We start from the raw sequence: 26,289 nt of genomic DNA, 5'->3' as shown, positions 1-26,289 counted from the left end.
AATGTCGCAAATCGCGATTGCACCCGATAGCGATATCGCTCGCCTTCTGGCGCATTACCAGCTGGAGCAGGGCGTTCCGGATGAATTGCTTGACCCATCGGGCGCGCTTCGTCCGGCATGGCGGGGGCTGCTTGAGCATGTGGCCCGGCAGTCGCCTGACCAGCTCGAACGTATGCACCGCCGCGGTGACGCATACCTGCGCGATTCCGGCGTTTTCATGCGCCAGTACACCGACGACAAAGCCGATGAGCGGCCCTGGCCCCTCAGCCACATGCCGGTTCTCATTCATGAAAGTGACTGGGCCAGCATTGTCGATGGGCTGACCCAGCGCGCCGATATTCTCGAACATGTCGCGGCGGACCTCTATGGCGAAAACACGCTTGTTCGTGATGGCTTCCTTCCCGGCGGGCTGATCGCGCAAAGTCCGGAATGGCTGCGTCCGCTCGTCGGTGTCAAACCGGCATCGGGGCACTTCCTTAACTTCCTCGCCTTCGAGATCGGCCGTGGCCCGAACGGTCAGTGGTGGGTCGTCAATGACCGCACACAAGCGCCTTCAGGGGCTGGCTATGCGCTCGAAAACCGGGTGGCGACATCGCGCATCTATTCTGAGTTCTATCCCGGCGCGCATGTCCGCAGGGTCGCCAACTTCTTCACCGATTTCCGGACCACCTTGCTCAATATGCGACGCTCGCCCGACAGCCATGTCGCGATCCTGACGCCCGGCCCGTTCAGCGAAACCTATTTCGAACAATCCTATATCGCCCGCTATCTCGGCCTCTTGCTGGTCGAAGGCGAAGACCTGGCCGTCACCGATGGCAAAGTCTATGTGCGGACGGTGTCCGGCCTTCAGCCGATTGAAGTCTTATGGCGGCGGCTTGATGCGCTTTACGCAGACCCGCTTGAGCTTGATGAAAGCTCGCAGCTCGGCACCGCTGGTCTCGTCGGCGCGACGCGGCGCGGCACGGTCTCTGTCGTCAATGCGCTCGGCACCGGCATTCTTGAAACACGGGCGCTGATGGCCTTCCTGCCGCGTATTGCCCGTCACCTGACGGGTGGCCCGCTCAAGATACCGAATATCGCAACGTGGTGGTGTGGCCAGCCGCGGGAAAAGCGTCATGTGCTCGCCAATGTCGATACGATGATGATCGCGCCAGCCTTGTCGACCAGCATGCTATTTGATGCCAACGAGACAACCATGATGGGAGAGCAGCTGCGTGCGTCAGGTCGCCAGACGATGCAACAGCTCCTCCAGGAAGAGGGGGCGCATCTGGTGGGGCAGGAGGCGGTCACCTTCTCGACATCGCCTGCGTGGATTGACGGACAGCTTGTGCCACGCGCGATGAGCCTGCGTGTCTTCATGGTCCGTACTGCAAATGGCTGGTCGGTCATGCCCGGCGGGTTCGCCCGGATTGGAGCGGAGCCTTATTCGAACGTGCTGAGCATGCAGAAGGGCGGGTCGGTCGCCGATGTCTGGATCGTCAGCGACACGCCGGTCTCAACCGCATCCAACATCAATTCCAGCATCAGTGCGGAGCCGCGTGCGCGTCAGGGCGCGTTGCCGAGCCAGGCGGCAGAGAACATCTATTGGCTTGGCCGGAATGTGGAGCGGGCCGAAGGCATTGCCCGGCTCAATCGTTCATATCATCTGCGACTGGCAGGCGGCGAAGCGCCAACATCGCCGCTTCTGGCAAGGCTGTCCGGATACATGAAATATATCGGCGTCGACCCGGACATGGCCATTCCAAAGGCCTTGTCGGCGGCCATCCATGCTGCCGCCCGCACGGCAGGAAGCGTCCGCGACCGCGTCTCTCCAGATGGCTGGGCAGCGATTTCAGACCTTCGGGACAGCCTTCAGGCGATGGAGCGCACGTCCGATCCATCCAGCGACGAGACGGCCCGCCAGATGGGCGTGCTCCTGCGCAAATCCAGTGCTTTCACCGGCCTGCTGCAGGACAATATGTACCGCTTCACAGAGTGGCGCTTCCTAAGTCTTGGCCGCTCTATTGAGCGCCTGATGTCACTGGCATCTGCGCTGGCGAGCTTCCTGCACCCGGACGCGCCTGCAGGCTCGCTGGACCTCGCCCTGGAGTATGCCGACAGCACCATCTCTCACCGCAGGCGCTATTCCTTTGAGGCGACCCGCGCATCCGTAATTGATCTGATCGCGCTGGACCCGCTTAGCCCGCGCTCGCTCGTTTTCCACTTTGGCGAATTGCAGACCTATTGCGAGGCGCTGTCTCACTCAATTACCACACGCGATGTGAGCAACGTCCTGGCCGAAATCACCCGGCTTCGGGCGGAGCTTCTCACCACGCACAATGAGCAGATCGACAGCAATCGCCTGCTGGCGCTCTACGATGATGTCGGTGCCGTTTCGAACATGCTGACCGATGCGTTCATGCGCTGATGGGACCGATGATGCTGTACGACGTAACCCTCCGGATTTCCTATAAATACAAAGCGCCAGTCTATGCCGGTCGGCACCTGCTGCGTCTGGCCCCAATTGACATTCCGGGCGTGCAGAAAGTCTTGTCTTCCAAGCTGGACGTATCTCCCAACCCCACAGGCCGAAGTCGTTTCGATGATTTTTTCGGGAATACGGCCGTGGAAATGGTTTTTGAGGACTATCATAGCGAGATCGAGTTCCTGCAGCAGGCGCGGATCGAACGCCAGTCGGTCAAACTGGATGAAACGCTGGCTTTGCCATTTGATGATCTGGCGGCCGCGCTGGACAATACGCAGACGCTGGATCCGCGCTCACCGCTTCACTTCTTAGGGGAGACGCCTCGTATCCGGCCAAATGCAACGCTACGCGACTATGTGCTCGATACGCTGCCGGTGGATGTTTCCCTATTGCAGGCCGTGCGCCTTGTTGGGGCCGCGCTGCACCGGGATTTTACCTTTGATGCGCGGGCGACATCGGTTGAAACCACGCACGAAGAAGCCTTCGAGCACAAGCGCGGCGTCTGCCAGGATTTCAGCCATGTGATGATTGCCGCGCTGCGGAGCGCCGGTATTCCCGCGGGCTATGTCAGCGGCTTTCTGCGCACGCGCCCGCCGCCCGGAAAGCCCAGACTGGCCGGCGCGGATGCCATGCATGCCTGGGTGCGGGCATGGTGCGGTCCGTCGCTCGGCTGGGTGGAATATGATCCGACAAATGCGGTCGACATTGGCACAGACCATATCGTGGTTGGCTATGGGCGCGACTACTCAGATGTCTCGCCAGTCAAAGGCGTGTTGAGGACCGCATCGGGCCAGGTCAGCACGCAGGAGGTAGATGTCCTCCCGCTGGAAAATGCGAGCTGATACAGTTGGTTAATGCCCTGCGTTCAATTGATGTTGCAGCTTTGCCAGAGACTTAAATGCATTTGGCTAGGACTTCGGTTGAACTCGAGTCCGAGGGCCAAAAGCCATGCAGATTTCACCCGTTGTCACATTGATCCTGTCGATCGTATTCGGCGCTGCCGCCATATTGGGGGCGCGGCTGTGGCTGGGCTCATCCAGCAAGGATGATGCTGAGCTGGCAGAGCAGGCCGCCGCGCCTGTCGAAACTGTGACGCAACCTGTCCTGGTGGCGGTTCGCGATATCCCGCGCGGCGTCGTACTGGATCCAGCCTGGTTCGAAATCGCTCAGCGCGAAGAGACCCTGGTGCCGCTCGGCTCATTTGAGTCGTTCAAGGCGCTGGAACTGAGCGGCGAATCCCGTCGCACGCTTGTTAGCCTTGAGGCCGGTCAATTATTGGTCGAGGACATGCTGCTCGCACCCGGCATGCGCGCCTCCATGTCGACACGTATCGAGCCGGGCTATCGTGCCTTCACGGTTCGCACCACGGACGTCTCCGGCGTTGGCGGCTTCGTTCTGCCGGGGGACCGGGTGGACGTGATCTTCACAGAGAATTCTGATCCGCAAGGCAGTGCCGCTAACCTCGTCTCGAAGATCCTGGCCCAGAATGTCGAAGTGCTGGGCGTCGATCTCAATGATGACATGACCGGCGAAAACCCGGGTGTCTTCAAGACCGCGACCTTGTCCGTCACGCTCGACCAGGCTCAGCAGCTTTCTGTCGCTTCGCAACGGGGCCTTCTGTCCTTTGCGCTTCGCGGCAGCGCTGATGAGGAATTCTTGCAAGCCGACGCTGTTACGCTTGGCGCAGAAAAGGAAGCCAGGCCGAAGCAGGTCGCCTCTGCGGCGCCACGTCCGGCGCCTCGCATTGCAACTAGCCCAGCGTCTGCCACGATCGAAGTTATCCTCGGAGAAGAGACATCGTCTCATGTTGTCCCGTCGAGCCGGTAATTTGATACCTGCCAGCTTGCGGCGATTATGCCACCTGCCGCGGAACCGGCAGGGGGGCATTGCCATATGGGCGGCCATCGTCACGCCAGCCTTCATGGTCGTGGCCGCGCTATCAGTTGATTTGAGCCGTATGAACGCGCTCGAAAACGATCTTCAATCGGCCGCAGATTCCTTTGCCCGCGCAGCAGCCTATGAACTCGACGGGCGGCCAGATGCCATCAGCCGGGCGAATGTCGCGATTACACGCCTCGTCGAAAATGAGCAGCGATTCGGCGATGATGGCCGGGGCAACATTTCTGTCTCTGGTGTCCGGTTTTTCTATTCAATTCCGGCAAGCGACTATGACCCGATCACGGCCGATTACGAGACGGATGTTCCGGGCGATGCGGTCTATGCCGAAGTCACTGTTGAGCCGGTGCGGATTTCCACGCTTTTCCCGGTCTCGCTGTTCAATGGGCAGGACCAGTTTGATTTGACGGCGACGTCGGTCGCAAAGACAGACCCCGGCATCTGTAATGCTGCGCCCATTTTCATGTGCAACCCCTATGAAAATAATCCGGTTCAGGACCTCTTCGATGTCGCAGAAGACCGGAGTTTCCGTCGCCGTCTCGTCCTGATGAAGGACAAGGGCGGGCCGAGCGCGAAATACTACCCCGGAAATTTCGGCTATCTTCAAGCGGATGAAAGCGGCGCCGCGGCGCTCAAGGACGCCATGGCCGTTACCGAGCCAGAGCTTTGTTATTCACGCGAAGGCGTAGAACTGAGAACCGGGACGGTTGCCTCGGTGGAAGCCGGCTTCAATACCCGCTTCGATATTTATACCGGGACGTACGCCACAAAAAAGAATGATCCCGAATATGCCCCGGCGCCAAACGTGACCAAGGGATACTCCGGAACGGCCTGTTCCCCGGAGGTCGATCCGCTGGCAATGGGTCTGCCGAGAGATCAGTGCTTCCTGACCGATAGCTGCACAGATCTCGGTGGCCGGCTGGGTGATGGCGACTGGGACGCCACCTCCTATTTCGCCATTAATCATGGCTCGCCGACGAGTGCGGTCATTGCCGGCCAGACCTTCACCTTCAATTATTCGACCGGGACCGTCTCACCTGAAAAGCCAACTCGATACGAAGTCTATAATTGGGAAATTGAGACATCCCGTATTCCAGGCACGCCATCATATGTCAGTTCGACAACGCCCGAGAATGGCGCGCCTCAATGCTATACGGGCAGCACGCCTGCAGATTCGAACCGCCGTATCCTCAAAGTGGCGGTGCTCGACTGTATGCGCCTGGAAGAGGAATACGGGATATCCGGTGCTTCGGCGGGCGACTTGCCGGTCAAGGCGTTCTGGAAAGTGTTCGTGACGGAGCCAATGCCGGACGGATCAGACTCCACCATTTGGGGCGAGCTGATCGGTCCTGTCGATGCCTCTGACGAAGCCCGGATCGTAGAAGTCGCGCGGGTTGTGCGATGATCGGCAAATTTCGTCTTCGCCGCTGGCAGCGGTCCGAGCGCGGTATCGCCGCCGTCGAGGCGGCGCTTGTCGCCCCGGTACTGCTCTTTGCGGGCCTCGCCGTGATCGATGGGGCCTATCTGATGCTCACCATTCACAAGATTGAGTCCGGTCTCTCGGCCGGGGCTGCCTATCTGTCCCGCTCACCAGCGCCTGCCAGCGTGGAGTCCTTCGGCCGGAATGTTGCGGTCAAAGGCAATCCAGCTGGCACGGGAGACCCGATCGTGAAGGATTGGAGCACGGACGATGTGACGGTCACTATTCAAAGCGTTGCGAATACGGGCGGCGAAGACGGGGGAGACACCGTCCTGCGCGGCGGTGACGCGATCTATGTGGTGCGCATGCAGACACGCTATGAATATGACGGCCTCGGCCTTCTGAAACTCGTCGGGCTTGGCGATCTTGAGCTATCGGGCTTCCATGAAGAACGTGCATTCGGGGCCCGCTAATGAAGCTGCGAGATCTCCGAAAAACAGACGGTGCGGTCGCGGTTGAGTTCGCGCTGGTCGGCACAGTTGTCATCTTCGTGTTGATTGTGCTGGTTGAGCTGATGGCCGCCTTCTTCCAATGGAATACCGGGCAAAGGGCCGTGCGCGCGGGTGCCCGTCTTGCTGCGGTTTCGACACCTGTCTCTCAGGATATCAAGACGAAGGAATGGGCTGAAATTGGTGCCTATGTGCCGGACTATTCCAGGGTGTGCAGCGGCAAGACAAAAAGCTGCTCGGTCGGCAATTACGATTCAGCCGCCATGGCGCGCCTCATCTACGGCGCCGACAATTCCTGCGCGCCGGAGCCTCTGCGTGAGCGCCGCGGCATGTGCGATATCTTCCCGCTCATTGAGGAGAAATACGTCACGGTTGAGTACACCTCATCCTTGAATGAGGTCTATGGCGCACCAGGCGGCCTGCAGCCGATTGTGACCGTCAGGCTGGAAGGTGTGCCGCTCTCCTATGGCATTATTTCCGGCTCTGGCTGGATGTTCGTTGACCTGCCAGACATCTCCGCCACCGTCATTGGTCAGGATCTGTCGAACTGACGCCTTCGCAACTGTATCTCCAGCAGCTTCCCAGCGCTCAGGTCTGGCTAAACACGTACAGCATCCGCACCACCGCTGGCAGCATCAGCACCGTCAGCAGGGACGGGAAGACGAACAGGATCAGCGGCACAACCAGCTTTGCGGGCAAAGCGAGCGCCTTTTCCTCAGCATAGAGCATCCGCTTCTCGCGCATGTCAGCGGCAAAGACGCGCAATGTCTCGCCAACACTCGTGCCGAGCTCTTCTGACTGACGCAGCATCGTTGCGAGCGCGCGTGCCTCTTCCAGGCCAAGGCGGTCAGCAAAATTCTTCCAGGCTTCGGTTCGCGCACGTCCGGCCCGCGTTTCCAGGTTCATGATCTTCAGATGGTCTGCCAGGTTCGGAAAGCGTTGCACCAGCTCTTCCGAAACCCGCTGCACCGCGCCATCGAGGCTGAGACCAGCTTCCACGCACGCGACCATCAGGTCCATCATGTCAGGGAAGCCCTCACGGTATTCGTCTTCGCGCTTGGACACTTTTTTATCGAGGATGAAAGACGGCGCGACAAAGCTGATGACGGCTAGCGCGCCGGATGCCATGAGCAGGCCGTTCTTCGGCATATACTGGTCAATCATCGGCCAGGCCGCAATCAGTGCCAATTGGGGCAGGATCAACGCAATGAAGCGCAGCCCGATAAACAGATAGGGCGCCGTCTTCGAGTAATAGCCAGCCTGCATCATACGATGACGCAGCTTGGTGAGGTCGGCCGAGTCCGGCTTGGAGAACCGCTTGCCGATCGATTCAATCAGCTGGTTCCGCGGCTTTTCCGGCGCATAGTCGGTGCGAGAGTCCGACCGGTCGCCTTTCAGGCGGTCTGAAACCTGACGCTTGCTGCGCCATGATTTGAAGATGGTCGAACCGAGAACGATCGTGACGACGCACATGGCGAGCGCGATGATCGAGATCACCAGCGTATCCGGGGCAGGGGTTTCAAAAGGCATGACGGGGTCGGTTCCTCACACCTTGAAATTGATCATTTTGCGCATCATCAGATTGCCGAGCGCCATCCATAGAAGGCAGCCACCGAGGCCATACTGGACAATCTTTTCGTCGATGACGGAGCCGTAGAAATGCGGGGTCAGCATGTGCATCGCGGCCATGACGATGAAGGGCGCCGACGTCAGGATGAGGGCAGAGGCCCGACCTTCCGACGACGCGGCCTGTACCTTCAGCCGCATTTTCTGGCGTGCGCGCACCGTATGGGCATTCACTTTCAGCAGGCTGGCCAGATTACCCCCGGTCCGCGCCTGTAGCCTGACCGTTGCGGCAAACAGCTCAACATCAGGCTGGCGAGTACGCTCAGCTAGTTTGCGAACGGCTTCCTCGAGGCTCGACCCGTAGGAGATTTCATCTGCGGCCAGCCCGAATTCAGACCCGATCGGGTCCGGCATTTCGCGGCCAACCAGAGCCACAGCTGTCGGAACGGGGTGACCGGCTTCAAGACTGCGTACGATGACTTCCAGCGCGTCAGGCAGCTGCGCGCCCATCTGCTTCTCACGCCCGCCGATCTTCATCTTGAGATACATGATCGGCAGCAGGGTGCCGGCACCAATAGCTGCTGGCACAGGATAGATATAGCTGCGCGTGAAATACCACGTCACAGCGCCTGCGACAGCGGCCAGCACAACCGCAATCGCGACCCATTTTGCAGGCTCATAATTGAGGCCTGACTGGGTGACGAGATCATTGAACCACCGCATCGCAAGACGCTGATTGCCATCCTTGTCCAGACCGCGCTGCCGACGCAGTTCGACGATCAGTTCAGCAACGGATGTTTGTCCATCCTTGACCTTAAGTCGGCGGTTTATTCGCGTCTTTGCCAGCGCCGTCTTGCCAAAACCCAGCAGCGATTGCACCGCCAGAAAGGCCGAGAAAAAGGCCATCACATAGATGATGATACTGAAGCTCATCTGCGCTTATGGCACCCGCATCAGTGGCTGGGATGGGTCGAAATACTCCATTGGCAGGTGAACGCCGCGCCGCTGCATGTCATCAAGGCATTTGGGACGCAGGCCGCTCGCACGGAACTCGCCAACCACTGTGCCATCCTCTTCGGTCCGTAGCCGGTTGAAAGTGAAGATGTCCTGCATCTGGATAATCTCGCCTTCCATGCCGGTGACTTCGGTCACATGCGTGATACGGCGCGAACCATCTGATAGGCGCTGGGCTTGAATGATAAGGCCGACGGCAGACGCAATCTGGCCACGTACGGCTTCAGATGAAATGCGCATACCGCCCATCGCCACCATCTGCTCCAGACGGCTGATCGCCTCGCGCGGATTGTTCGCGTGGATGGTCGCCATCGAGCCTTCGTGGCCGGTATTCATCGCCTGTAGCATATCGAATGCTTCTTCAGAGCGAACCTCGCCAAGGATCACCCGGTCAGGGCGCATACGAAGCGCGTTCTTCACCAGTTCGCGCTGGCGGATCTCACCTTTGCCTTCAAGGTTTGGTGGACGGGTTTCCATGCGCGCGACATGCGGCTGCTGCAGCTGAAGTTCGGCGGCGTCCTCGATCGTGATGAGGCGTTCCTTATGGCTGATCGCTGCGGAGAGAGCATTCAGCAAAGTGGTCTTGCCAGACCCGGTGCCGCCAGAGATCAATGTCGTGACGCGGCACTTCACGGCGGCATGTAGAAACTCTGCCACTTCCTTCGGCATCGCCTTGAAACCGATGAGTTTTTCGAGGGTCAGTGGTTTCTTGGAAAACTTCCGGATGGAGACCAATGGGCCGTCAATCGCGACCGGTTCGACGGCCGCGTTGACGCGCGACCCGTCCAGAAGGCGCGCATCGACCAGCGGCTGGCTCTCATCAACCCGGCGGCCGACAGCCGAGACGATCCGCGAAACGATGCGGCGCAGGTGGGCATTGTCACGAAACTTCGCGTTTGAAAGCTCAAGCTCACCGCGGCGTTCGACGTAAACCTGCTTGGCGCCATTGATCAGAATATCGGAGATGGTGGGGTCGGCGAGCAGGGGCTCAAGCGGGCCGAGACCGGTCATCTCATGATAGACAGAGTCGGCAAATTCAGCGACTTCCGACTGGTTCATCGGAATGCGGTCTTCGCGAACGATCTCAGCGACAAGCCGTCCGACCTGACGCTTCATTTCCGTTTCGTCGAGCTTGTCGAGCATCGACAGGTCGAGCTCATCGATCAGCTTGTTGTGAACCCTTAGCTTGGCTTCAAGCAGGTCAAAGGCGGGCCCTTCATCTTGCTCTTCACGCGTTTCCGGAGCGGCGTCATCAGCTTCAAAAATGCCCGCTTTTTCTTCGGTGGCATCAACTTCCGGAGGATCATTTGCCTCGACCGGATCGTCCACCGGGTCCAGCACTTTGGCCTTCGACAATAGGGAAAATCTGGCCATTTATGCCCTCTTTCGGGTCTTGGGGTTTTCCGAAACGACGCTACCGCCAGCTTCGAGGGTCTCGATGATCATCGAGATGTCCTTGGAGATGCGGTTTCCAGGCTTGGCCTGACCTACGGCCTGGCCAAAGTTCACTGCCGAAACAGCCGCATCCCATTCAGATGTAATCGTCGCGAACACGGGTCGTCCGATGGCTTCTTCGGCTTGTGACACCGTCACCGTGTTCCCAAAGACCTTCTTGGTCATCCGGTTCAGTACGATCCGCGGGCGCGCAATACCCTCGGATAGGTCTTCCAGCTCTTCGGCCCGATTCCGGGCCGCATGAAGCGCCGGAACGGTCAGTTCGCTCATCACGATGTTTTCGTCAGACCCGGTGACCACTGATGGCGCCCAGGGGGACGGCCAACGCGGCAGGTCAATGATCACGAAGTCATAGTTGGCGCATGCGATGTCCAGCACCTTCAGGATGGCCTCGGTCTTGATTGAGTTCCACAGCCGTTTGGACCGCGGCGCAGACAGAAGATGAATTCCGTTCTTGTGCTGCGTGATGAAGGCCTGCAGCAGCGCCTCGTCGATACGGTCTGCGCTCTGCGTCAGGGCGGACTGATTGAGGTTCGACGGACAGTTGAGATAGGAGGCACAGGCGCCATCGAAGAAGTCGAGGTCAACAAGGCAAACCTTGTTATCTTGCTCGCGTTGGCTGAGCTGATACGCCATCTCGACGGCGACCAGTGTTGCGCCAGCGCCGCCGACCGAAGACGTCACAGTCCAGCACTTACCTGACGTCGCATCTGATTTGGAGGTCTGATCGCGGCAGATCGTTTCCAGCGTGTCTCCCAGCTGCGCGGCGTTGATGGGCGCATCCAGCATGTCCCAGCGCGACATCGTCAGAAGACGCTTCACTGCCAGGACGGGGATGTTCTCCCCGATGACAATACCGGGAAGGGAGGGGGCGACTTCCGACACGCGGATCATGAATTTCACGAGGTCAAAGTCGCCCGTATACTCAACCAGCACAACGCTGCCGACTTCATTGCTGGCGGCGTCCAGCAGCTGGTTCACATCGCGGTGATGGGTCACTGCAACTGTCTGCAGCGTACTGGCGGCTTCACTGACATTATCCTGCCAGCGGGGGGCAAAGCTGTGGAGGCGGGTCAGCCCCTTTTTGATCATGGGGGAAGTCATCGTGCTCACTGCTCCCCGCGCACCGGCACATAGCCGAGGTCGGGTCGAACCAGTTGCGTGCCGATATTGCTTGTCACAGCGCTCCCCATGGTTGGGGCCTGTTGGTCGTCGAGCTTGCCCAGCAGAAGTCTCTCGGCTTCGGATGGCTCACGATGACTTGTCAGCGGGTCTTCCAGACGCGTCCCAGCCGGGGCAGGGCGCACCAGGCGCGGGGTGATGATAATCACCAACTCCGTCTCGTTTTCGCGAAAACGGTTAGACCGGAAGAGGGCGCCAAGGACTGGAATATCTCCCAGAAAGGGCGTCTGTACTGACGTGCTGTCGACTGTGTTCTGGATAAGCCCGGCAATCGCAAAGCTTTCACCATCACCAAGTTCGACCGTGGTGTCGGCGCGGCGCACGCTCAGTGCCGGGATTTCGACATCTGACAGGCGTACCGAGTTGCGCGGATCAAGTTGGCTGACTTCCGGCCGCACCTGGATGCTCATCCGATTGTTCGGAAGGATTGTCGGGGTGAAGTCGAGACTGACGCCGAACTCACGAAATTCGATCGTTACTGTATCTTCGTCAGCGGCCACTGGGACCGGGAACTCGCCGCCCGCCAGGAAGCTGGCTGTTTCGCCTGACCTTGCGACCAGGTTTGGCTCAGCAAGCGTGCGGATAATTCCCTTTTCTTCCAGCGCCCGGAGGAAGACGTCGATATTGACGTTGCCTGCGCTGGTTAACAGCGCGGCGAATGTTTTCGGTGCCTCGCCGGACAACAGGCGTGAACTCGTTGCAAACAAGAAGTCGCCTGCGCGGCTGACTTCAGTGCCGAGGCCGATTTCCTGCACATCTTCGCGCGAAGCCTCGACGAAGCGGACTTCCAGCATGACCTGCTCAGACCCGGACACCGACAGGGCATCAATGACAGCGTCCGGCGCGTAGCTCGATGCGATTTGCATGACCTCAATCGCTGTTGCGCGGTCAGGGACTTCGCCGCGCACATGGAGGCGCTGGGCAACCGTTCGTAGATTGAGGCGGACATCCGGAAACAGCGCAGCGACATCGCTATGAATGGCGCCGAGGTCATGTTGAACGCGAACATCGATGATCTCGACCAGTTGGCCAACGTCATCATAAACGAGAATGTTTGTCGCGCCGATGGACCGGCCGCGGACATAGAGGCGGCTGTTCGACGTCGGAGACGCATCAGCAATTTCTGGTTGGGACACGGCGATCCGTTTGAACGGACGCGAAATGTCGATCGGCGTTGAGCGGTTCACAACGACAGAAAGGTCAGTATGAACCGGCCCGTTCTCGCTCGTCATGGCTGCGCTGCTCAGGTCTCCGCCGACGGGGTGTGGAACGGCCTGCGCAGTCCCCAGGCAGCAAACAGCCGCCAGCGCAATGATGAAGCTCTTGCCTGCAATTGAGATAATCGATGCCATTTGAGCCCCGGAACTTTCTGTTCTCGTCCAAGGTCGGACGAATGGTTCAACGGGCTGGTTTACAATGCAGGCATAAAGTCTCGCTGAAATGCTCAGGCAAAACTTGCGACAAATTTGTCCGATTACGGTTGTAACCTGAAAAGAAGTTGAGGCCTCTTTTCAGGTAATAACAAGGTCATGCAGGTTTGACTGGGCCGATCCAGACTTGCTGTGCGTTGACGAACTCCAGGATGCCATGGGGACCGAGTTCACGTCCGAGTCCGGACGATTTTGTGCCGCCACTTGGCAGGCGTGGATCGGTCTTCACAATGCCGTTCACGCTCACCTGTCCGGCGTCGATCCTGGCCGCCATTTCTTCCCCGCGAGCGGTGTCAGTCCACACGCTGGCGGCAAGGCCATAGTCGGTATCATTGGCCATTTCCAATGCGTGCGCTTCATCCTTCGCGCGAATGAGAACCGCGACAGGCCCGAATGTTTCTTCGGTGAAGGCGCACATGCCAGGCTTCACGTCGGCCAAGAGAGTGACCGGATAGAAGAAACCGTCCCCATCCGGTATTTCGCCGCCCATGAGGCAGTTTGCCCCTTCCTTGATCGTCTTTGTGACCTGCGCGTGAAGGCCATCTCTGAGTTCCGCGCGTGCGATTGGCCCGACATCCGTGGTTTCAGAGGTCGGGTCGCCCACTTTCAGAGCGCCGAGCTTCTTCACCATCAGGTCTTTCACCGTCTCATAGGCGCTGTCTTCAACGATGATACGCTTGGCGGCGATACAGGATTGCCCGGCATTGATGATGCGCGACAGCGTCAGAATGTCGGTCGCTTTCTCAAAATCGGCATCCGCCAGAACGATTGACGGATCAGAGCCGCCCAGCTCGAGCACGGCTGGCTTGATCTCAGACCCGGCGATGCCGGCCACCGCTGCGCCGCCACGCGAGGACCCGGTGAAGGAGACGCCGCGCACCCGTTTGTCGCGGATGATTGCTTCCACGCGTGGGGTTTCAACATACAGCGCCTGGAAGAGGCCTTCCGGCGCGCCAGCTTCGACGAAGCACTTCTCGATTGCCTCGGCGCAGCCGGGCACGTTCGGGTCATGCTTCATGACGCAGGAATTGCCCGCCATCAGGGCAGGGGCCGCAAACCGGAACGCCAGCCAGAAAGGCGCATTCCAGGGCAGAATGCCAAGAATAGGGCCGATGGGGAGATGCTGGACGTAGGATAGCGTCGCATCTGACTCCAGAACCTGCCTAGACAGATAGCTTTCAGCATTGTCGGCATAGTGAACGGCGCACCAGGCTGATTTTTCGACCTCGCCGATGGACTCATTCTTCGGCTTGCCCATCTCTTCGGTCATGACCGGGCCGAGCGTGTCGATGTTTTCGCGCATATAGGCCGCGACAGCTTTCAGCAGCGCACCGCGTTCGGCAAAACTCTTTTCTTTCCAGAGTTTGTAAGCGGAAACGGCCTTGTCGAGCTTGGCATTGATCTCTGCATCTGTGTCCGGGGTAACCTCACGCACGACGGCGCCGGTGGCCGGATTGACGGCTTTCAGCATCTGGTACTCCTGATGTGTTGTCTGGTCGCCGACGCCTCAGGCGGTCGGAGCTTTGTGACCATTTGTCTTTTTGGGTTTCGATTTTTCGATCGTTTTTCCTGCGCCGGGCTTGAGGGTGAATTCCTCGGGCATGGAGAAAAAGCTCTCGCAGCCAGTATCGGTGACATGGAAGGTATCGGAAATGCCGACCGTCTTGTCGCCATCAACGCCCCAGACCCAAGGAATGATATGGAACGTCATCCCTTCCTTGAGGATCTGCGGATCGCCTTGCATCAGCGACAGGATGTAGCCTTCGTCCCAGCTCGGCGGGAAAGCGATGCCGATGGAATAGCCCGAGCGCGTCACCAGTGAGCCGCCATGCGTGCCATCACTGATGATGTCACGGACGATCTTGTCAGCGTCGGATACGGTCAGACCGGGCTGGACGGCGGTGCGAAGTTCTTTCAAGGCCTTCTGCATCTGCTCTTCGGCGCTGCGCATCGAGGCAGACAGCTTGTCCTGCATCACGACCGTCCGCATCATGGCGGTGTGGTAGCGTCGGTAGCAGCCGCCAACTTCCAGAAACACGTGTTCGCCGTCCTGAACGGTGCGGCCTTCCCATGTCGCATGGCCAATCATGGAGCGCGGGCCGGACGTTACATACGGCATCACGGCAGGCGGTTCACCGCCAGCTTCGAACATCGCAGCGGAAATCGCGGCCCCGATCTCATTCTCGGTGACGCCAGGCGCAGCGATCTCGATCCCGGCCTTCATGCCCGCTTCAGTTGCGCGGGCGGCCTTCTTCATGACCTCGATTTCAGGCTTGGATTTGCAAACGCGGCCTTCCTCGACAATGCCGAAACAGTCCATCAGCTTGCCGCGGGTGAACGCCGAATGGATACGGTCCTGCTGATAGGCCGGCAGGAAGTATGAGTTACGCTCATAGCCAATCGTCGCATCGGACAGGCCAAATTCACGGAAACTTTCGATCAGCGTCTGGATGGCGTCGCCATTGTCCGCAAAGGGCCGGGTTTTCTCGACCCAGGTGCGGGCATGGACGTTCGATTCTTCCATCTTCCGGGTGACCATGTAGCAGTCGCCATCGAGCGGCACGACAAGGCACTGGAAGAAGGAGTAACCGGTCGTCTGATAGTCGGTCATATACATGATGTTCTCGGGGTCCGAGATCACAACCGCATCAAGACGACGGGCACGCATTCGGTCACGCAGGGTTTCAAGCCGCCGCACATATTCCTCGTGCGGGAAGGTCATGTCATCGCGCTGCTTCATGCTGGCACCATGACGGTCTTCATGGCCTTTTCAAGGATATCGAGACCTTCTGTGAGGTCGGCATCATCGATGGTCAGCGGCGGGATAAGCTTGATGACCCGGCCTTCAGAGCCGCAGCCCCCAACCAGCAAACCCTTGTCGAAGCATTCGGCGACGACTTTCTTCGCCAGGGCGCCGTCCTTGGTGTCGATGCCTTGCATCATGCCACGGCCACGCACTTCCATATTGCCGGTCGCCATCTTCTTCAGACGGTCCTCGATGATGTCGCCCTTGCGGCGAACATCGCTCATGAAAGTATCATCCTTGAAATAGTCCATCGCCACCTTGCCAGCGACGAAGGAGATGCCCTGTCCGCGGAACGTGCCGGTATGCTCACCGGGCGACCAGTGCTTGTCATGTTCTGGCTTGTTGAGGTTCATGGCGAGCGGCGTGCCGAAGCCGCCAATCCCTTTGGCAAGCGTGATGATGTCGGGGTCGAGATCCATGCCATCAAAGCTGAAATAGGAGCCGGTGCGTCCGCAACCGGCCTGAATATCATCGATGATGAACAGGGCGCCGCGATCCTTCGCGAACTTGCGGATCGCCTGAAGCCATTCCTTGGTGGCGACATTCACGCCGCCTTCAGCCTGAATCACCTCAACGAGGATGGCGGCCGGCGGCTCATAGCCTGATGACGGGTCAGCATAGGATTCTTCCATGCCTTCCAGCGGGTGGCCGAAGGGCAGGCGCTCAACATGGTTGAGCGGAATACCGGCGGCGTTGCGGTAGTAGGCATTCGCGGTCGCGGCGAGCGCGCCAACCGTCATGCCGTGAAAGCCGTTAGTGAACGCGATGACGCTCTTACGGCCTGTGACGCGTCGGGCGAGCTTCATGGCCGCCTCAACCGCATTCGTACCGGTCGGTCCTGTAAACTGCATGCGGTAATCCATGCCGCGCGGTTTCAGAATGGTATCGATAAAGGCCTGCATGAATTCACGCTTGGTCGTCGTCGCCATGTCCAGGCTGTGCGGAATGCCGTCTGCCTGAATGAAGTCGATAATGGCTTCCTTCATCTTCGGATTGTTATGGCCGAAGTTCAGCACGCCTGCGCCGCCAAAGAAGTCGAGATAGGATTTGCCGGCTTCATCTACCTGGCGGGCATTCGAGGCTGTCTTGAAAACCGTTGGGTAGGCTCTGCTATAGCCCCTGACATTGGATTCCCAGCGTTCGAATAGTTCCATATCTTTTCTCCTTCTAACTTGTCTGTCGGTGTGAGCTCTCAATCCTGTGAAAGACTCGATTGTTCGGGCAGCGGCGCACCGGCGAGGCGCGCGTAAATTCTCGTGATGACCGGCAACAGCCTGTCATTGAAGTCATAGCGTGGGCTGTGGCAGGGTTCGTGGTGGCCATTGCCGTCATCAGCGCCGATCAGCGCAAAGGCACCCGGCAGCTCTTTGAGGTAATAGCTGAAATCTTCCGACGCCATGATCGGAACGGGGAGCTCTTCAAACAGCCAGTCAGCCCCGAGATCCGCCTCAATGGCGGAGCGCATCGTAGCGGCTTCAGCCGGATGATTGATTGTCGCGTCATAGCGCGGAAAGATTTCGATCTCGGCTTCAACGCCATAGGCAGCGGCCTGTGCCGTCGCGATTTCTGTGATCATCGCATCAATCCGCGCCCGATCATCGGGGTTGGCGATGCGGATACTGCCCGCGAGCGCCGCACTATCTGGGATGACAGTCTCGCCGCTTGGCGCATTGATTGATGTGACGCTCACCACAGCCGCGTTCTGCGGCGTAATCCGGCGCGAAATGATCTGCTGTAGCGCCATCGTCACGGCTGCGGCGGCCAGCACCGGGTCCCGCGTATTTTCTGGCTGGCTTGCGTGACCGCCCGCGCCCTTCAAAGTGATGCGAAACGTGCCATTGCCAGCCATGACGGCGCCATCCGGGCAAACTGCTTTGCCAAACGGAATAGCCGGCCAATTGTGCCAGCCATAAATTGCGTCGAGGCCTTTCAAAGCCCCATCCTCGATCATCTTGCGTGCGCCATGCCCGCCTTCTTCAGCCGGCTGAAACAACAGCGTAACCGGGCCGGGCAAATCATCTTCATGCGCTTTCAGCCAGGCCGCAGCCGACATCAGGGCCGCTGAGTGACCATCATGACCGCAAGCATGCATGCAACCGTCAGCCGTCGATGCATGGTCATGATCGTTCGCTTCGTGAATAGGCAGCGCATCAATGTCGGCCCGAAGCCCGATATGTGGCCCCTTCGCCGACTGTGCGAGACGCCCGATCGTGCCGGTGTCTGCACAGACACTCCATTCAATGCCGAGCTGGTCCAGCGCCTGGCGGATGGCAGCGGCGGTATTCTTTTCCTTCCAGCTCAGTTCCGGATGGCGATGCAGATGATGTCTGAACGCGATGGAATTGGAGACGAGCGACGACCAGTTGGATAGATCGTCCGGCCCGCTATTGCTAAAGAAAGGTGGTGCCATCCACACACCGTATAGATGCAGCTTTAGACTTCAAGCAGCGGCCTGATATTCAAGATTTTTTGACTGCGCGTGGCGCGTAATCGGTCAACTCGTTTCAAGTCGTTCCCGTCGCTTGCAATAATCTTCGGTTGGAAAGACTAAGCTTTCAGCTTTTGATCGGCCTGAGCCAGCAAGGCCATAAAGTCGTCCGGAACGCGCTTTGCGGCCACTCTATCATAGGTCTTTTTCAAGCCCTTTGACATCGCATTGCGAAACGCACGACGGGCATGGCGCTCTTCGGCGCTCATTCCTTTCATGCTGTTGTTTTCACGTTGCTTTGTCATTTCTCTAACTCTCGATTTCAATGATATAACCCGCAGGCACCATCAACCGTTCCGAGAATATGCCACCCAGATGGTTAACAAAGGTCTGCGGGGTGTTAAATCGCGCCGCGCACGCCTTGGTTGTGTTGGAAAAAACCGGTTCTAATTCACGGCTGTAGGTTGGGCTTGCGCCGCACAGTGTTCCCGATATGTTCCTATCATGGCGAAGAAGTCCCTGATCGATCGACTGGCAATCCTTGCCGACGCGGCAAAATATGATGCGTCTTGCGCGTCGTCTGGTTCAGTCAAACGAAATTCGATGAAGACCGGCGGCGTTGGCTCGACGGGCGGCACAGGTATCTGCCACGCCTATGCGCCGGATGGGCGATGCATTTCGCTCCTCAAGATCCTGATGACCAATTTCTGCATTTATGACTGCCGCTATTGCGTCAATCGCGTCTCGAGCAATGTCGAGCGGGCGCGCTTCTCTGTCGATGAGATCGTTCAGCTGACGCTCGATTTCTACAAGCGCAATTACATCGAAGGCCTGTTCCTCTCCTCAGGCATCATCCGGTCCAGCAATTATACGATGGAGCAGATGGTCGAAGTGGCCCGCAAACTGCGCGAAGACCATCATTTCGGCGGCTATATCCATCTGAAATCCATCCCGGAAGCAGATCCGGCCCTGATTGAGCAGGCCGGGCTTCATGCCGACCGATTGTCGATCAATATCGAGCTTCCAAAAGAGACATCCCTTAAAGCCTACGCGCCGGAAAAGTCGGGTGCCGTTATCCGCACCGCCATGGCCAGTGTCCGGAAGGGCATTGATGATCGGCGCACGGATATCAAGGAGAGGGCAAAAGCCCGGCCGAAGAAGTTCGCGCCCGGCGGGCAATCGACCCAGATGATTGTCGGCGCCGATGCGTCGTCGGATCGTGACATCATCTCGACGAGTGCGACGCTCTATACCGGGTACAAGCTTCGCCGCGTCTACTACTCGGCCTTCAGCCCCATTCAGGATAGTTCAGCCGACCTGCCAATTATTCGCCCGCCGCTGATGCGCGAACACCGGCTCTATCAGGCTGACTGGCTGATGCGGTTTTATGGCTTCGAGCAGGAAGAGATTTTCGAGGCACGGCGCGACGGCATGCTGGACCTCGAAATCGACCCTAAGCTCGCCTGGGCACTTGAGCGGCGTGAGCGCTTTCCGGTTGATGTAAACCGCGCGAGCCGGGAAGACCTTCTCAGAGTGCCCGGTTTCGGCACCAAGACGGTCAACCGCATTCTCACCGCGCGTCGGCACACGCATCTAAGACTTGAGCATGTCGGCAAGATCGTCCGGTCCCTGAAGGCCAGCCGTGACTTTATCCAGACCATTGACTGGCACCCGGCCCGCACGCTCGACATTACCGATTTGCGCAGCCGCTTCCTGCCGAAACCGGTTCAGCTGGAATTGCTCTGACCGATGTATCGGGCGAGCCTCGCATCTCCCGTCGATTTTGAGGGCTGGCGGACACAAGCGCGCCGGTTTGCCAGTCTTCGAATTCCGCCCGCGGACATCATCTGGCAAGTGGGCGAGGAGAAAGCCGACCTCTTCGCCGAGGACTCGCCCGCCCTTCCATCCAGAGCGGCGGAGGCGCGTGTCGTCAAAGTGCCGAAGGCGTTCATGCAGATGGCCGAACGCGCCATTTGCCACCGCGACCCGCAGCGCTTCGCGTGGCTATACCAATTGCTGATCGATTTGCAGGCCAACGCCAGCGCGCTCAGCGATCCGTTGAATGAAGCGGCCGGGTGGCTGAAAGCCGCCGACGCCCAGATCCGCCGCGACGCGCACAAGATGCGCGCCTTTGTGCGCTTTCGCAAAGTCGCAGAGCGCGACGGCCGCGACGTGTTCATGAGCTGGTTTGAGCCGGATCACCGTATCGTCCGGCATGTCGCGCCTTTCTTTGTGCAGCGCTTCACCGGCATGGACTGGACGATCCTGACCCCGGATGCCTGCGCCAGCTGGGATGGAAAATCGCTGACCTTTGCGCCGGGCGCAGACCGCTCGCAGCTGCCGGGTGAAGACGCGATCGAAGACCAGTGGAAGACCTACTACGCCTCCATCTTCAATCCGGCGCGCCTGAAGGTCGGCGCCATGATGTCGGAGATGCCGGCCAAATACTGGAAGAATTTGCCTGAAGCCGAGTTGATCCCGGGCCTTATCCGCCAGGCAGGTGAACGCGAAGGCAAATTGCTGGCAGAGCCGTCGACCCCGTCGAACATCCGAACGTCGCGGATGGGCAATTTCTTTGCCGACGCGCCGGAGGAAGACCTGTCGACGCTGGAAGGGGCGCGCGAAGCGGCGTCCCAATGTCAGCGCTGCGCCTTGCATGCCTGCGCCAGCCAGACCGTCTTTGGCGAGGGGCCGTCTGATGCGCGCCTGATGATCATTGGAGAGCAGCCGGGCGACATGGAGGATATCGCCGGCAAGCCTTTCGTTGGGCCTGCAGGCCAGCTTCTCGATAAGGCATTCGAGGCGGCCGGTCTCGATCGCCGTAAGGCCTATGTCACGAACGCTGTCAAACATTTCAAATTTACCCCGCGCGGCAAGCGGCGCATGCACCAGAAGCCGAATGCCGGAGAGATCGATACATGCCGTTTCTGGCTTGACCTTGAGCGCTCGCTTGTGAAACCGGATATTATCGTCACGCTCGGCGCGAGCGCGCTCAGGGGTGTTTTCGGTAAGGCAGCAGCCCTGAAAGATCATCGCGGAGCGTTCAGCGACCTTGGCACGGGCGCGCGCCTGATCGCTACGATACACCCGTCATACCTGTTGCGTTTGCCCGACAGGGCGCGCGCGGCGGCCGAATATGAGAAATTCGTCACGGACCTTGCTCGCGCCCGCTCGCTGCTGGATGTCGCTCAGCATTCAGTCGCCAGATTGCGCGCCGAGCGCAGCAAATAGGCTGTATTTGAGTGAAATTGCGGAATCTTCACTTGAGTTCAGAAAAGTTTTATTGTGATTTCTTTTGATCTAGCGACATATTGACTGGACCACGACGACCGCCTTTTTCTGATCCGGGTTTCAAACCATATAAGAGGCGAAAGTTGACGCGCACAGCAAAACCTCCGAGGGTTCTGCAAGGAGATGACTTATGGCGACAAAGTATCCATTGCGGACCAAGCGCAAAGAGCAAACGAACAAGAAGATTGCTCGGGCCGCTCAGGATATGTTTTATCGCAAGGGCTACGACAATACGACGCTCGAAGAGATCGCCGAAGCCGCGGGCGTACACGTTCAGACCCTCTATCGACACTTCGCCAGCAAGCAGGAACTAGCGAGCGCCGGTGATAATCGCTGGTTCCAGATGTTCCATGACCGGATCAACGATCCGTCACGCACTGCCAACACATTCGACTTCTGGCGCAACTGGCTGACCCGGACCTACATTTACCTCACCTCCGACGGTGGGGAGAAGTACCGGAAGTACATTTCTGTGCGCCACGCAAACCCTCTGATTCTCGGTCAATTGTCGGAAATTCGCGCGCGCTATGAGGATTTGCTGTGCATTTCCCTCGCCAAGGATTTCGACATGTCGCCTGCCGGCGTCAGCAAACCACGGCTTGTGGCGGGCATGTTGATTGCCGGCTCAAGCTACACGCTGAGGCGGTTTGAGGTCGATCATACCGACCTGGTGAGCGAAGCCACGGCGGTCATCGATGAAGTCGAAGCCATGTTCGGGCATCTGATTAAGCCCCGCCAGCAATAGGCCTTTCCAGAAGTCGACCTCTGCCGACGCAGAAAAAGAGCCCGCTGAGGCTCTATTCGTCTGCTGCGCGAATTGACTTTTGTGTAGTCAGGTATCACAAAGTGTTGAACAAGCTGGGAGTCGCCGGTCCTGTAAGGAATGGCGCAGAACCAGCGATCAAGCTGCATGGCCCGGAAGCGGGCATTATGGGAGGATACAGAATGCGGAATTTTCTGCTGGCCGCGGCGTCGGTCAGCTTTTTGACAGCGTGTGTCGCCGCCAATGGTTCATTGGCAAACACGGCTGAAGCGCAAGCACCAGAGGCGAAACAGACGCCGATGGTGAGCCGGAACCTTTCAGGGGTCTGGCAGGTCTTGAACACCGCGAATGACAATGTCGAGGCGCATGACGCCAAGGCAGCGTACCAGATGCGTGAAGGGCCTGTGGCTCCCGTGCCGGCTGCTGATGTCGTTGCCATAGGTGCGATCGGCGCTATTCCTCCTGGACCAAGCGTGATCGAGGGACGTCAGACGCTTCCCTATCTGCCGGGCGGAGAAGAAAAAGTTGCAGAGAACATCGCCGACTGGGTCAACAATGACCCTGAAGTGAAGTGCTACCTGCCGGGCGTTCCACGCGCGACTTATCTGCCGCATCCGTTCGAGATTATTCAGAACGATAGCCAGATGCTGATCGTCTACGAATATGCGAACACGGTGCGCAACATCTTCCTTGAAGATCCGGGCGAGGCGCCTGTCGATAGCTGGATGGGCCAGTCCTATGGCTATTGGGACGGCGACACATTCGTGATCGAAGTCACCGGCCAGAATGGATCGTCCTGGCTCGACCGCGCGGGTAACCATTACTCCGCCGCTGCCAAGGTCACTGAGCGTTACACGCCAACCGGCCCCGATCACATCGCCTATACGGCGACCGTCGATGACCCCGATACCTACTCGGAGCCATTCACGCTCGAAATGACCCTTTACCGTCTCAAAGGTGCGGATGCCCGCATCGAAGATTTCAACTGTGTGCCCTTTGTTGAAGAGAAACTCTTCGGGCACCTGCGCAAGGAGCCTCTGCAATGAAACTGGCCCTGAAATCACTTCTCACAGCATCGGCGACAGCTCTCGCTGTCGCGGTCGCCGCGCCTGCCATGATGGCTGAGCCGCCGCAAACCGACTATGAGCCGCCGCGCATGCCTGATGGCACGCCGGACATGCAGGGCTATTGGACAAATGCCTCGCTGACCACGCTCGAAAAGCCGGACAATCTGCCAATCATCGTGCCTGAAAAGCAGGCCATGATGATGGCGGGTTTGATCGAAGCATCTGCCGAGGCGGACAACGCCCCGACAGACCCGGATGCGCCTGCCTATGAAGCCGGCGGCGCGGAAGTTGGCGGGTATAACCGCTTCTGGATGGACTTCGGTTCGGCGCTTGCAAAAGTGCGCGGCGAGTATCGCTCGACCTGGATTGTGGAGCCTGCCGACGGCAAGCTGCCCTATACCGAAGCAGGCCGGAAAATGGCCGAAGACCGTCTGAACGAACAGCGCGAGGACTACGACAATCCGGAAGTTCGTGCAGCCGCAGAGCGGTGTACCGTCGGCTTCGGCTCGACAGGTGGTCCGCCAATGCTGAACGTTCTCTACAATAACAACTATCAGATCGTTCAGGCGCCGGACAAAGTCGCCATTCTGGTGGAGATGAACCACCAGACCCGGATGATCCGTATCGATGAGGAGCACCGTCCTGAAGTGATGGACCAGTGGCTCGGCGATTCGGTTGGATCATGGGATGGTGATACACTCGTGGTCGAGACGACCAATTTCGAGCCTGATATCTCGCTTCGGGCGGCCACGCGCCACCGGCTCTACATGTCACCGGACGCAAAGGTGACAGAGCACTTCACGCGTATCTCGCCAGAAGAGATTTTCTACGAGTTCTGGGTCGAAGACCCGGAAGTCTTCACGCAGGTCTGGAAAGGGGAAATGATCCTCAGACAGGCCGAAGGACCGATATATGAGTATGCCTGTCATGAAGCGAACTACTCGCTGCCAGGCATCCTCGCCGGCGCACGCCGGGAAGAAAAAGAAGCGGCAACAGCCGGCGGTTCAAAGTAAGCAAGGACGTATCGGCGGAGCGGCAAACCGTTCCGCCATATCCAACACCGACACTGGGAGACAGTAAACATGAACAAGAAGAGTAAGCTCTATGCGTTGGCCGGTGTAACCGCTGGCGCGCTCGCTGTGGTTGGCGCTGCAAGTGCCCACCACGCATTCTCAGCTGAGTTCGACGCAGAGGCACCTGTCCTGCTGCGCGGCGAAGTGACAAAGGTCGAGTGGGTCAACCCACATACCTGGATCCACCTCGCAGCTGAGGAAGAAGGCAGTGACGAGACCACGGCCTGGATGGTTGAGGGCGGCACGCCAAACACATTGCTGCGCAATGGCCTCAACAAGAAGTCGCTGCAGGTCGGCACGCCGATCATCGTGCGTGGCTATCAGTCCAAGGACCGCCTCTGTGCCCCTGCCTGTAAGGCTAATGGCCGTGACATCACCCTATCGAACGGCGAGAAAGTCTTCATGGGCTCCAGCGGCACCGGCGCCCCGAATGACGGCACCGACCCGCGCGAGCGTCGCGGTCCAAAGACCGAGCTGCCTGACGTTGAACCCAACTAGTCAGGATCAGGAATATGGCTTGAGCCTTTAGGAGCCGGCCGCATTCCCGGCGAATAGAAAAAAAGGCCGCTCCCGATTGTCGGGGGCGGCCTTCTTCTTTGCGGTTAAACCTTTTGGACGTGAGGCTGGCCGCGATGTCATCTCGCAACCAGCCTTCACCATTCGTATCCCTACCAGAAGGCGATCCAGCGACCTGAAACGGCTGTCGTCATCCAGAGGGCGATCGTGATCGCGGACGCACAGCGCGCCATCAGCGGCATCGCATCGGGCTTGCGGCCTGACCACCAGACGAGGCCAGCCAGCGCGGCCATCATCATCAGGAAAACCACTCTTGCGAGCAGGCTGGACAGTCCAATGAACACCCAGAGCCAGAGTATCAGCGCCAACGCGCCGAATATCATGGCAAGGGGTTTGAGGACGCCATTGTGCCGAAGGACGGAATCGCGCGCGCCGAACGTGAAAAGCAGGGCGCTCACCATGGACGCCATCTTCACCCAATAAGGCGGGCTGTAGAACAGCTTCATGATTTCGCCCAGCGCCAGCAGTGACCCGCTGATGATCAGCGCGATCACCGACAGAATGATGACGGGGCGCATCATCCGGTTGAGGCGCTGCGGCGACTGGCTGTGAAGCCCGATGCCGAGCACACGCAGATCCGAGAAGATGATGGCACCGCCAAGAACCGCGAGCGCCAGCAAATGGAAGCTGCCGGCCCACGGCACGATGGCAACCGAATTCTTGATCGCGACCGCTAGCGAGGACTGATCGATGCTTTCGGCTATCGGGTAGAAAAACTTGTCCGTGAAAGAGCAGTCGTACGGCTCGCCTTCATAATAACAGGTGGCCATGATGCTTACTCCGTTCTCTCTGCGGTTTCGATAACCGGGCAGTCCGCCAGCGTGCTCAGCAGGCCGCCGGGCTCAAGCTTGGGACAATTATAGAAGTCATAGGCGATCATCCGCCCAACAATGACGACAAAGACCCAGGAGGAGAGCGATATAACAGCGGAAATCCGCGCGCTGGCGGGCGGCTTGTCCTCCAGGTCCCATTTGTCCTGATCGCGCTGCACGCGGAAGTGGAAGATGGCAATGTTGATGAATGCCACCAGTATGATCAGCATTTTCAGCCGGAAAAACAGGCTGTGATAGTAGTCCAGCGGCTTGGCGTAGAACAGCAGCAGGCCCGTAACCAGCAACAGCAGGAAGCCGATGACGGTCAGGGGCAGGATGCGCTTATCAAATTCTGATACGGCGACTGACTTGAAGCCCAGCCCAAGCAGGCGAACATCCACCATGACGATCGTGCCGACAAACAGCATCAAAGACATGACGTGGCTCGCTTCGAGCATCGGCCAGACGTAGAAAGACTCGCGAAGCGCAATGCTCCACGGTGTCTCACTCATCCAGACAAAGAAGTCCCTCATTTTC

Annotated in this window: 24 protein-coding genes; 12 read left to right on the top strand and 12 right to left on the bottom strand. The window is 58.8% G+C overall.

Annotation, left to right across the window (positions count from 1 at the left end; all coding sequences use genetic code 11):
• The first annotated feature begins 1 nt into the window (after position 1).
• The 6 genes from B8783_RS08215 to B8783_RS08190 all read left to right on the top strand — a co-directional run bounded on the left by B8783_RS08215 (position 2) and on the right by B8783_RS08190 (position 6,840).
• On the top strand, positions 2-2,407 hold the full coding sequence (locus tag B8783_RS08215; protein WP_084419695.1) for a circularly permuted type 2 ATP-grasp protein: 2,406 nt from the start codon (positions 2-4) through the stop codon (positions 2,405-2,407).
• 11 nt (positions 2,408-2,418) lie between these two features.
• Positions 2,419-3,306: a transglutaminase family protein gene (locus B8783_RS08210; RefSeq protein ID WP_084421997.1), complete on the top strand. Its 888-nt coding sequence runs from the start codon at positions 2,419-2,421 to the stop codon at positions 3,304-3,306.
• A gap of 106 nt (positions 3,307-3,412) precedes the next feature.
• On the top strand, positions 3,413-4,291 hold the full coding sequence (cpaB, locus tag B8783_RS08205; protein ID WP_084419694.1) for a Flp pilus assembly protein CpaB: 879 nt from the start codon (positions 3,413-3,415) through the stop codon (positions 4,289-4,291).
• On the top strand, positions 4,269-5,765 hold the full coding sequence (locus tag B8783_RS08200; protein WP_084419693.1) for a pilus assembly protein TadG-related protein: 1,497 nt from the start codon (positions 4,269-4,271) through the stop codon (positions 5,763-5,765). Before cpaB ends, B8783_RS08200 begins: the two co-directional genes overlap by 23 nt.
• Positions 5,762-6,253: a TadE/TadG family type IV pilus assembly protein gene (locus tag B8783_RS08195; protein ID WP_084419692.1), complete on the top strand. Its 492-nt coding sequence runs from the start codon at positions 5,762-5,764 to the stop codon at positions 6,251-6,253. The genes B8783_RS08200 and B8783_RS08195 overlap by 4 nt, the downstream gene beginning before the upstream one ends.
• The gene (locus B8783_RS08190; RefSeq protein WP_084419691.1) at positions 6,253-6,840 is read left to right on the top strand and encodes a TadE/TadG family type IV pilus assembly protein; all 588 of its coding nucleotides are present in this window, start codon (positions 6,253-6,255) and stop codon (positions 6,838-6,840) included. The genes B8783_RS08195 and B8783_RS08190 overlap by 1 nt, the downstream gene beginning before the upstream one ends.
• A gap of 37 nt (positions 6,841-6,877) precedes the next feature.
• Here the strand turns inward: B8783_RS08190 and B8783_RS08185 are convergent, their stop codons facing one another.
• The 10 genes from B8783_RS08185 to B8783_RS08140 form a co-directional block, all read right to left on the bottom strand.
• The gene (locus tag B8783_RS08185; protein ID WP_084419690.1) at positions 6,878-7,819 is read right to left on the bottom strand and encodes a type II secretion system F family protein; all 942 of its coding nucleotides are present in this window, start codon (positions 7,817-7,819) and stop codon (positions 6,878-6,880) included.
• Positions 7,820-7,834: 15 nt separating this feature from the next.
• Complete coding sequence (locus B8783_RS08180) at positions 7,835-8,788, bottom strand: type II secretion system F family protein (protein WP_084419689.1); 954 nt, start codon at positions 8,786-8,788, stop codon at positions 7,835-7,837.
• Positions 8,789-8,794: 6 nt separating this feature from the next.
• A complete protein-coding gene (locus B8783_RS08175) occupies positions 8,795-10,243 on the bottom strand; it encodes a CpaF family protein (RefSeq protein WP_084419688.1) in 1,449 nt (482 codons plus the stop codon).
• Positions 10,244-11,428 (bottom strand): AAA family ATPase, encoded by a 1,185-nt coding sequence (locus tag B8783_RS08170; RefSeq protein ID WP_084419687.1) that lies wholly within the window; start codon positions 11,426-11,428, stop codon positions 10,244-10,246.
• Positions 11,429-11,433: 5 nt separating this feature from the next.
• Positions 11,434-12,858, bottom strand: coding sequence for a type II and III secretion system protein family protein (locus B8783_RS08165; RefSeq protein ID WP_084419686.1), 1,425 nt, complete (start codon positions 12,856-12,858; stop codon positions 11,434-11,436).
• A gap of 175 nt (positions 12,859-13,033) precedes the next feature.
• Entirely contained in the window at positions 13,034-14,407 is a 1,374-nt protein-coding gene (locus tag B8783_RS08160; protein ID WP_084419685.1) for an NAD-dependent succinate-semialdehyde dehydrogenase, read from the bottom strand.
• 36 nt (positions 14,408-14,443) lie between these two features.
• Complete coding sequence (gene doeA / locus B8783_RS08155; RefSeq protein WP_084419684.1) at positions 14,444-15,676, bottom strand: ectoine hydrolase; 1,233 nt, start codon at positions 15,674-15,676, stop codon at positions 14,444-14,446.
• Positions 15,673-16,896, bottom strand: a complete 1,224-nt coding sequence (locus tag B8783_RS08150; protein WP_084419683.1) for an aspartate aminotransferase family protein — start codon at positions 16,894-16,896, stop codon at positions 15,673-15,675. Before B8783_RS08150 ends, doeA begins: the two co-directional genes overlap by 4 nt.
• A 38-nt stretch (positions 16,897-16,934) precedes the next feature.
• On the bottom strand, positions 16,935-18,152 hold the full coding sequence (gene doeB2 / locus B8783_RS08145) for a N(2)-acetyl-L-2,4-diaminobutanoate deacetylase DoeB2 (RefSeq protein WP_084419682.1): 1,218 nt from the start codon (positions 18,150-18,152) through the stop codon (positions 16,935-16,937).
• Positions 18,153-18,289: 137 nt separating this feature from the next.
• On the bottom strand, positions 18,290-18,496 hold the full coding sequence (locus tag B8783_RS08140; RefSeq protein ID WP_139792302.1) for a NepR family anti-sigma factor: 207 nt from the start codon (positions 18,494-18,496) through the stop codon (positions 18,290-18,292).
• Between the two features lie 178 nt (positions 18,497-18,674).
• Between B8783_RS08140 and B8783_RS08135 the strand changes: the two genes are divergently transcribed.
• The 6 genes from B8783_RS08135 (at position 18,675) to B8783_RS08110 (ending at position 24,862) form a co-directional block, all read left to right on the top strand.
• Complete coding sequence (locus B8783_RS08135) at positions 18,675-19,916, top strand: putative DNA modification/repair radical SAM protein (protein ID WP_084419680.1); 1,242 nt, start codon at positions 18,675-18,677, stop codon at positions 19,914-19,916.
• Positions 19,917-19,919: 3 nt separating this feature from the next.
• Positions 19,920-21,401 (top strand): UdgX family uracil-DNA binding protein, encoded by a 1,482-nt coding sequence (locus B8783_RS08130; RefSeq protein WP_084419679.1) that lies wholly within the window; start codon positions 19,920-19,922, stop codon positions 21,399-21,401.
• 190 nt (positions 21,402-21,591) lie between these two features.
• Positions 21,592-22,206, top strand: a complete 615-nt coding sequence (locus tag B8783_RS08125) for a TetR/AcrR family transcriptional regulator (RefSeq protein ID WP_084419678.1) — start codon at positions 21,592-21,594, stop codon at positions 22,204-22,206.
• 200 nt (positions 22,207-22,406) lie between these two features.
• Complete coding sequence (locus B8783_RS08120) at positions 22,407-23,270, top strand: hypothetical protein (protein WP_084419677.1); 864 nt, start codon at positions 22,407-22,409, stop codon at positions 23,268-23,270.
• Entirely contained in the window at positions 23,267-24,304 is a 1,038-nt protein-coding gene (locus tag B8783_RS08115) for a hypothetical protein (RefSeq protein WP_233355716.1), read from the top strand. The genes B8783_RS08120 and B8783_RS08115 overlap by 4 nt, the downstream gene beginning before the upstream one ends.
• A 69-nt stretch (positions 24,305-24,373) precedes the next feature.
• Complete coding sequence (locus tag B8783_RS08110) at positions 24,374-24,862, top strand: DUF6152 family protein (protein WP_084419676.1); 489 nt, start codon at positions 24,374-24,376, stop codon at positions 24,860-24,862.
• 170 nt (positions 24,863-25,032) lie between these two features.
• Here the strand turns inward: B8783_RS08110 and B8783_RS08105 are convergent, their stop codons facing one another.
• Together B8783_RS08105 and B8783_RS08100 are read right to left on the bottom strand one after the other, a co-directional pair.
• Complete coding sequence (locus B8783_RS08105) at positions 25,033-25,710, bottom strand: DUF6644 family protein (RefSeq protein ID WP_084419675.1); 678 nt, start codon at positions 25,708-25,710, stop codon at positions 25,033-25,035.
• Positions 25,711-25,715: 5 nt separating this feature from the next.
• Positions 25,716-26,285 carry a DUF6644 family protein gene (locus tag B8783_RS08100; RefSeq protein WP_084419674.1) on the bottom strand — a complete coding sequence of 190 codons (570 nt, stop codon included), beginning with the start codon at positions 26,283-26,285 and terminating at the stop codon, positions 25,716-25,718.
• Positions 26,286-26,289: the final 4 nt, after the last annotated feature.

This window comes from Henriciella litoralis (assembly GCF_002088935.1).
GTDB lineage: Bacteria > Pseudomonadota > Alphaproteobacteria > Caulobacterales > Hyphomonadaceae > Henriciella > Henriciella litoralis.
This window is presented reverse-complemented; position numbering and strand designations above follow the sequence as displayed.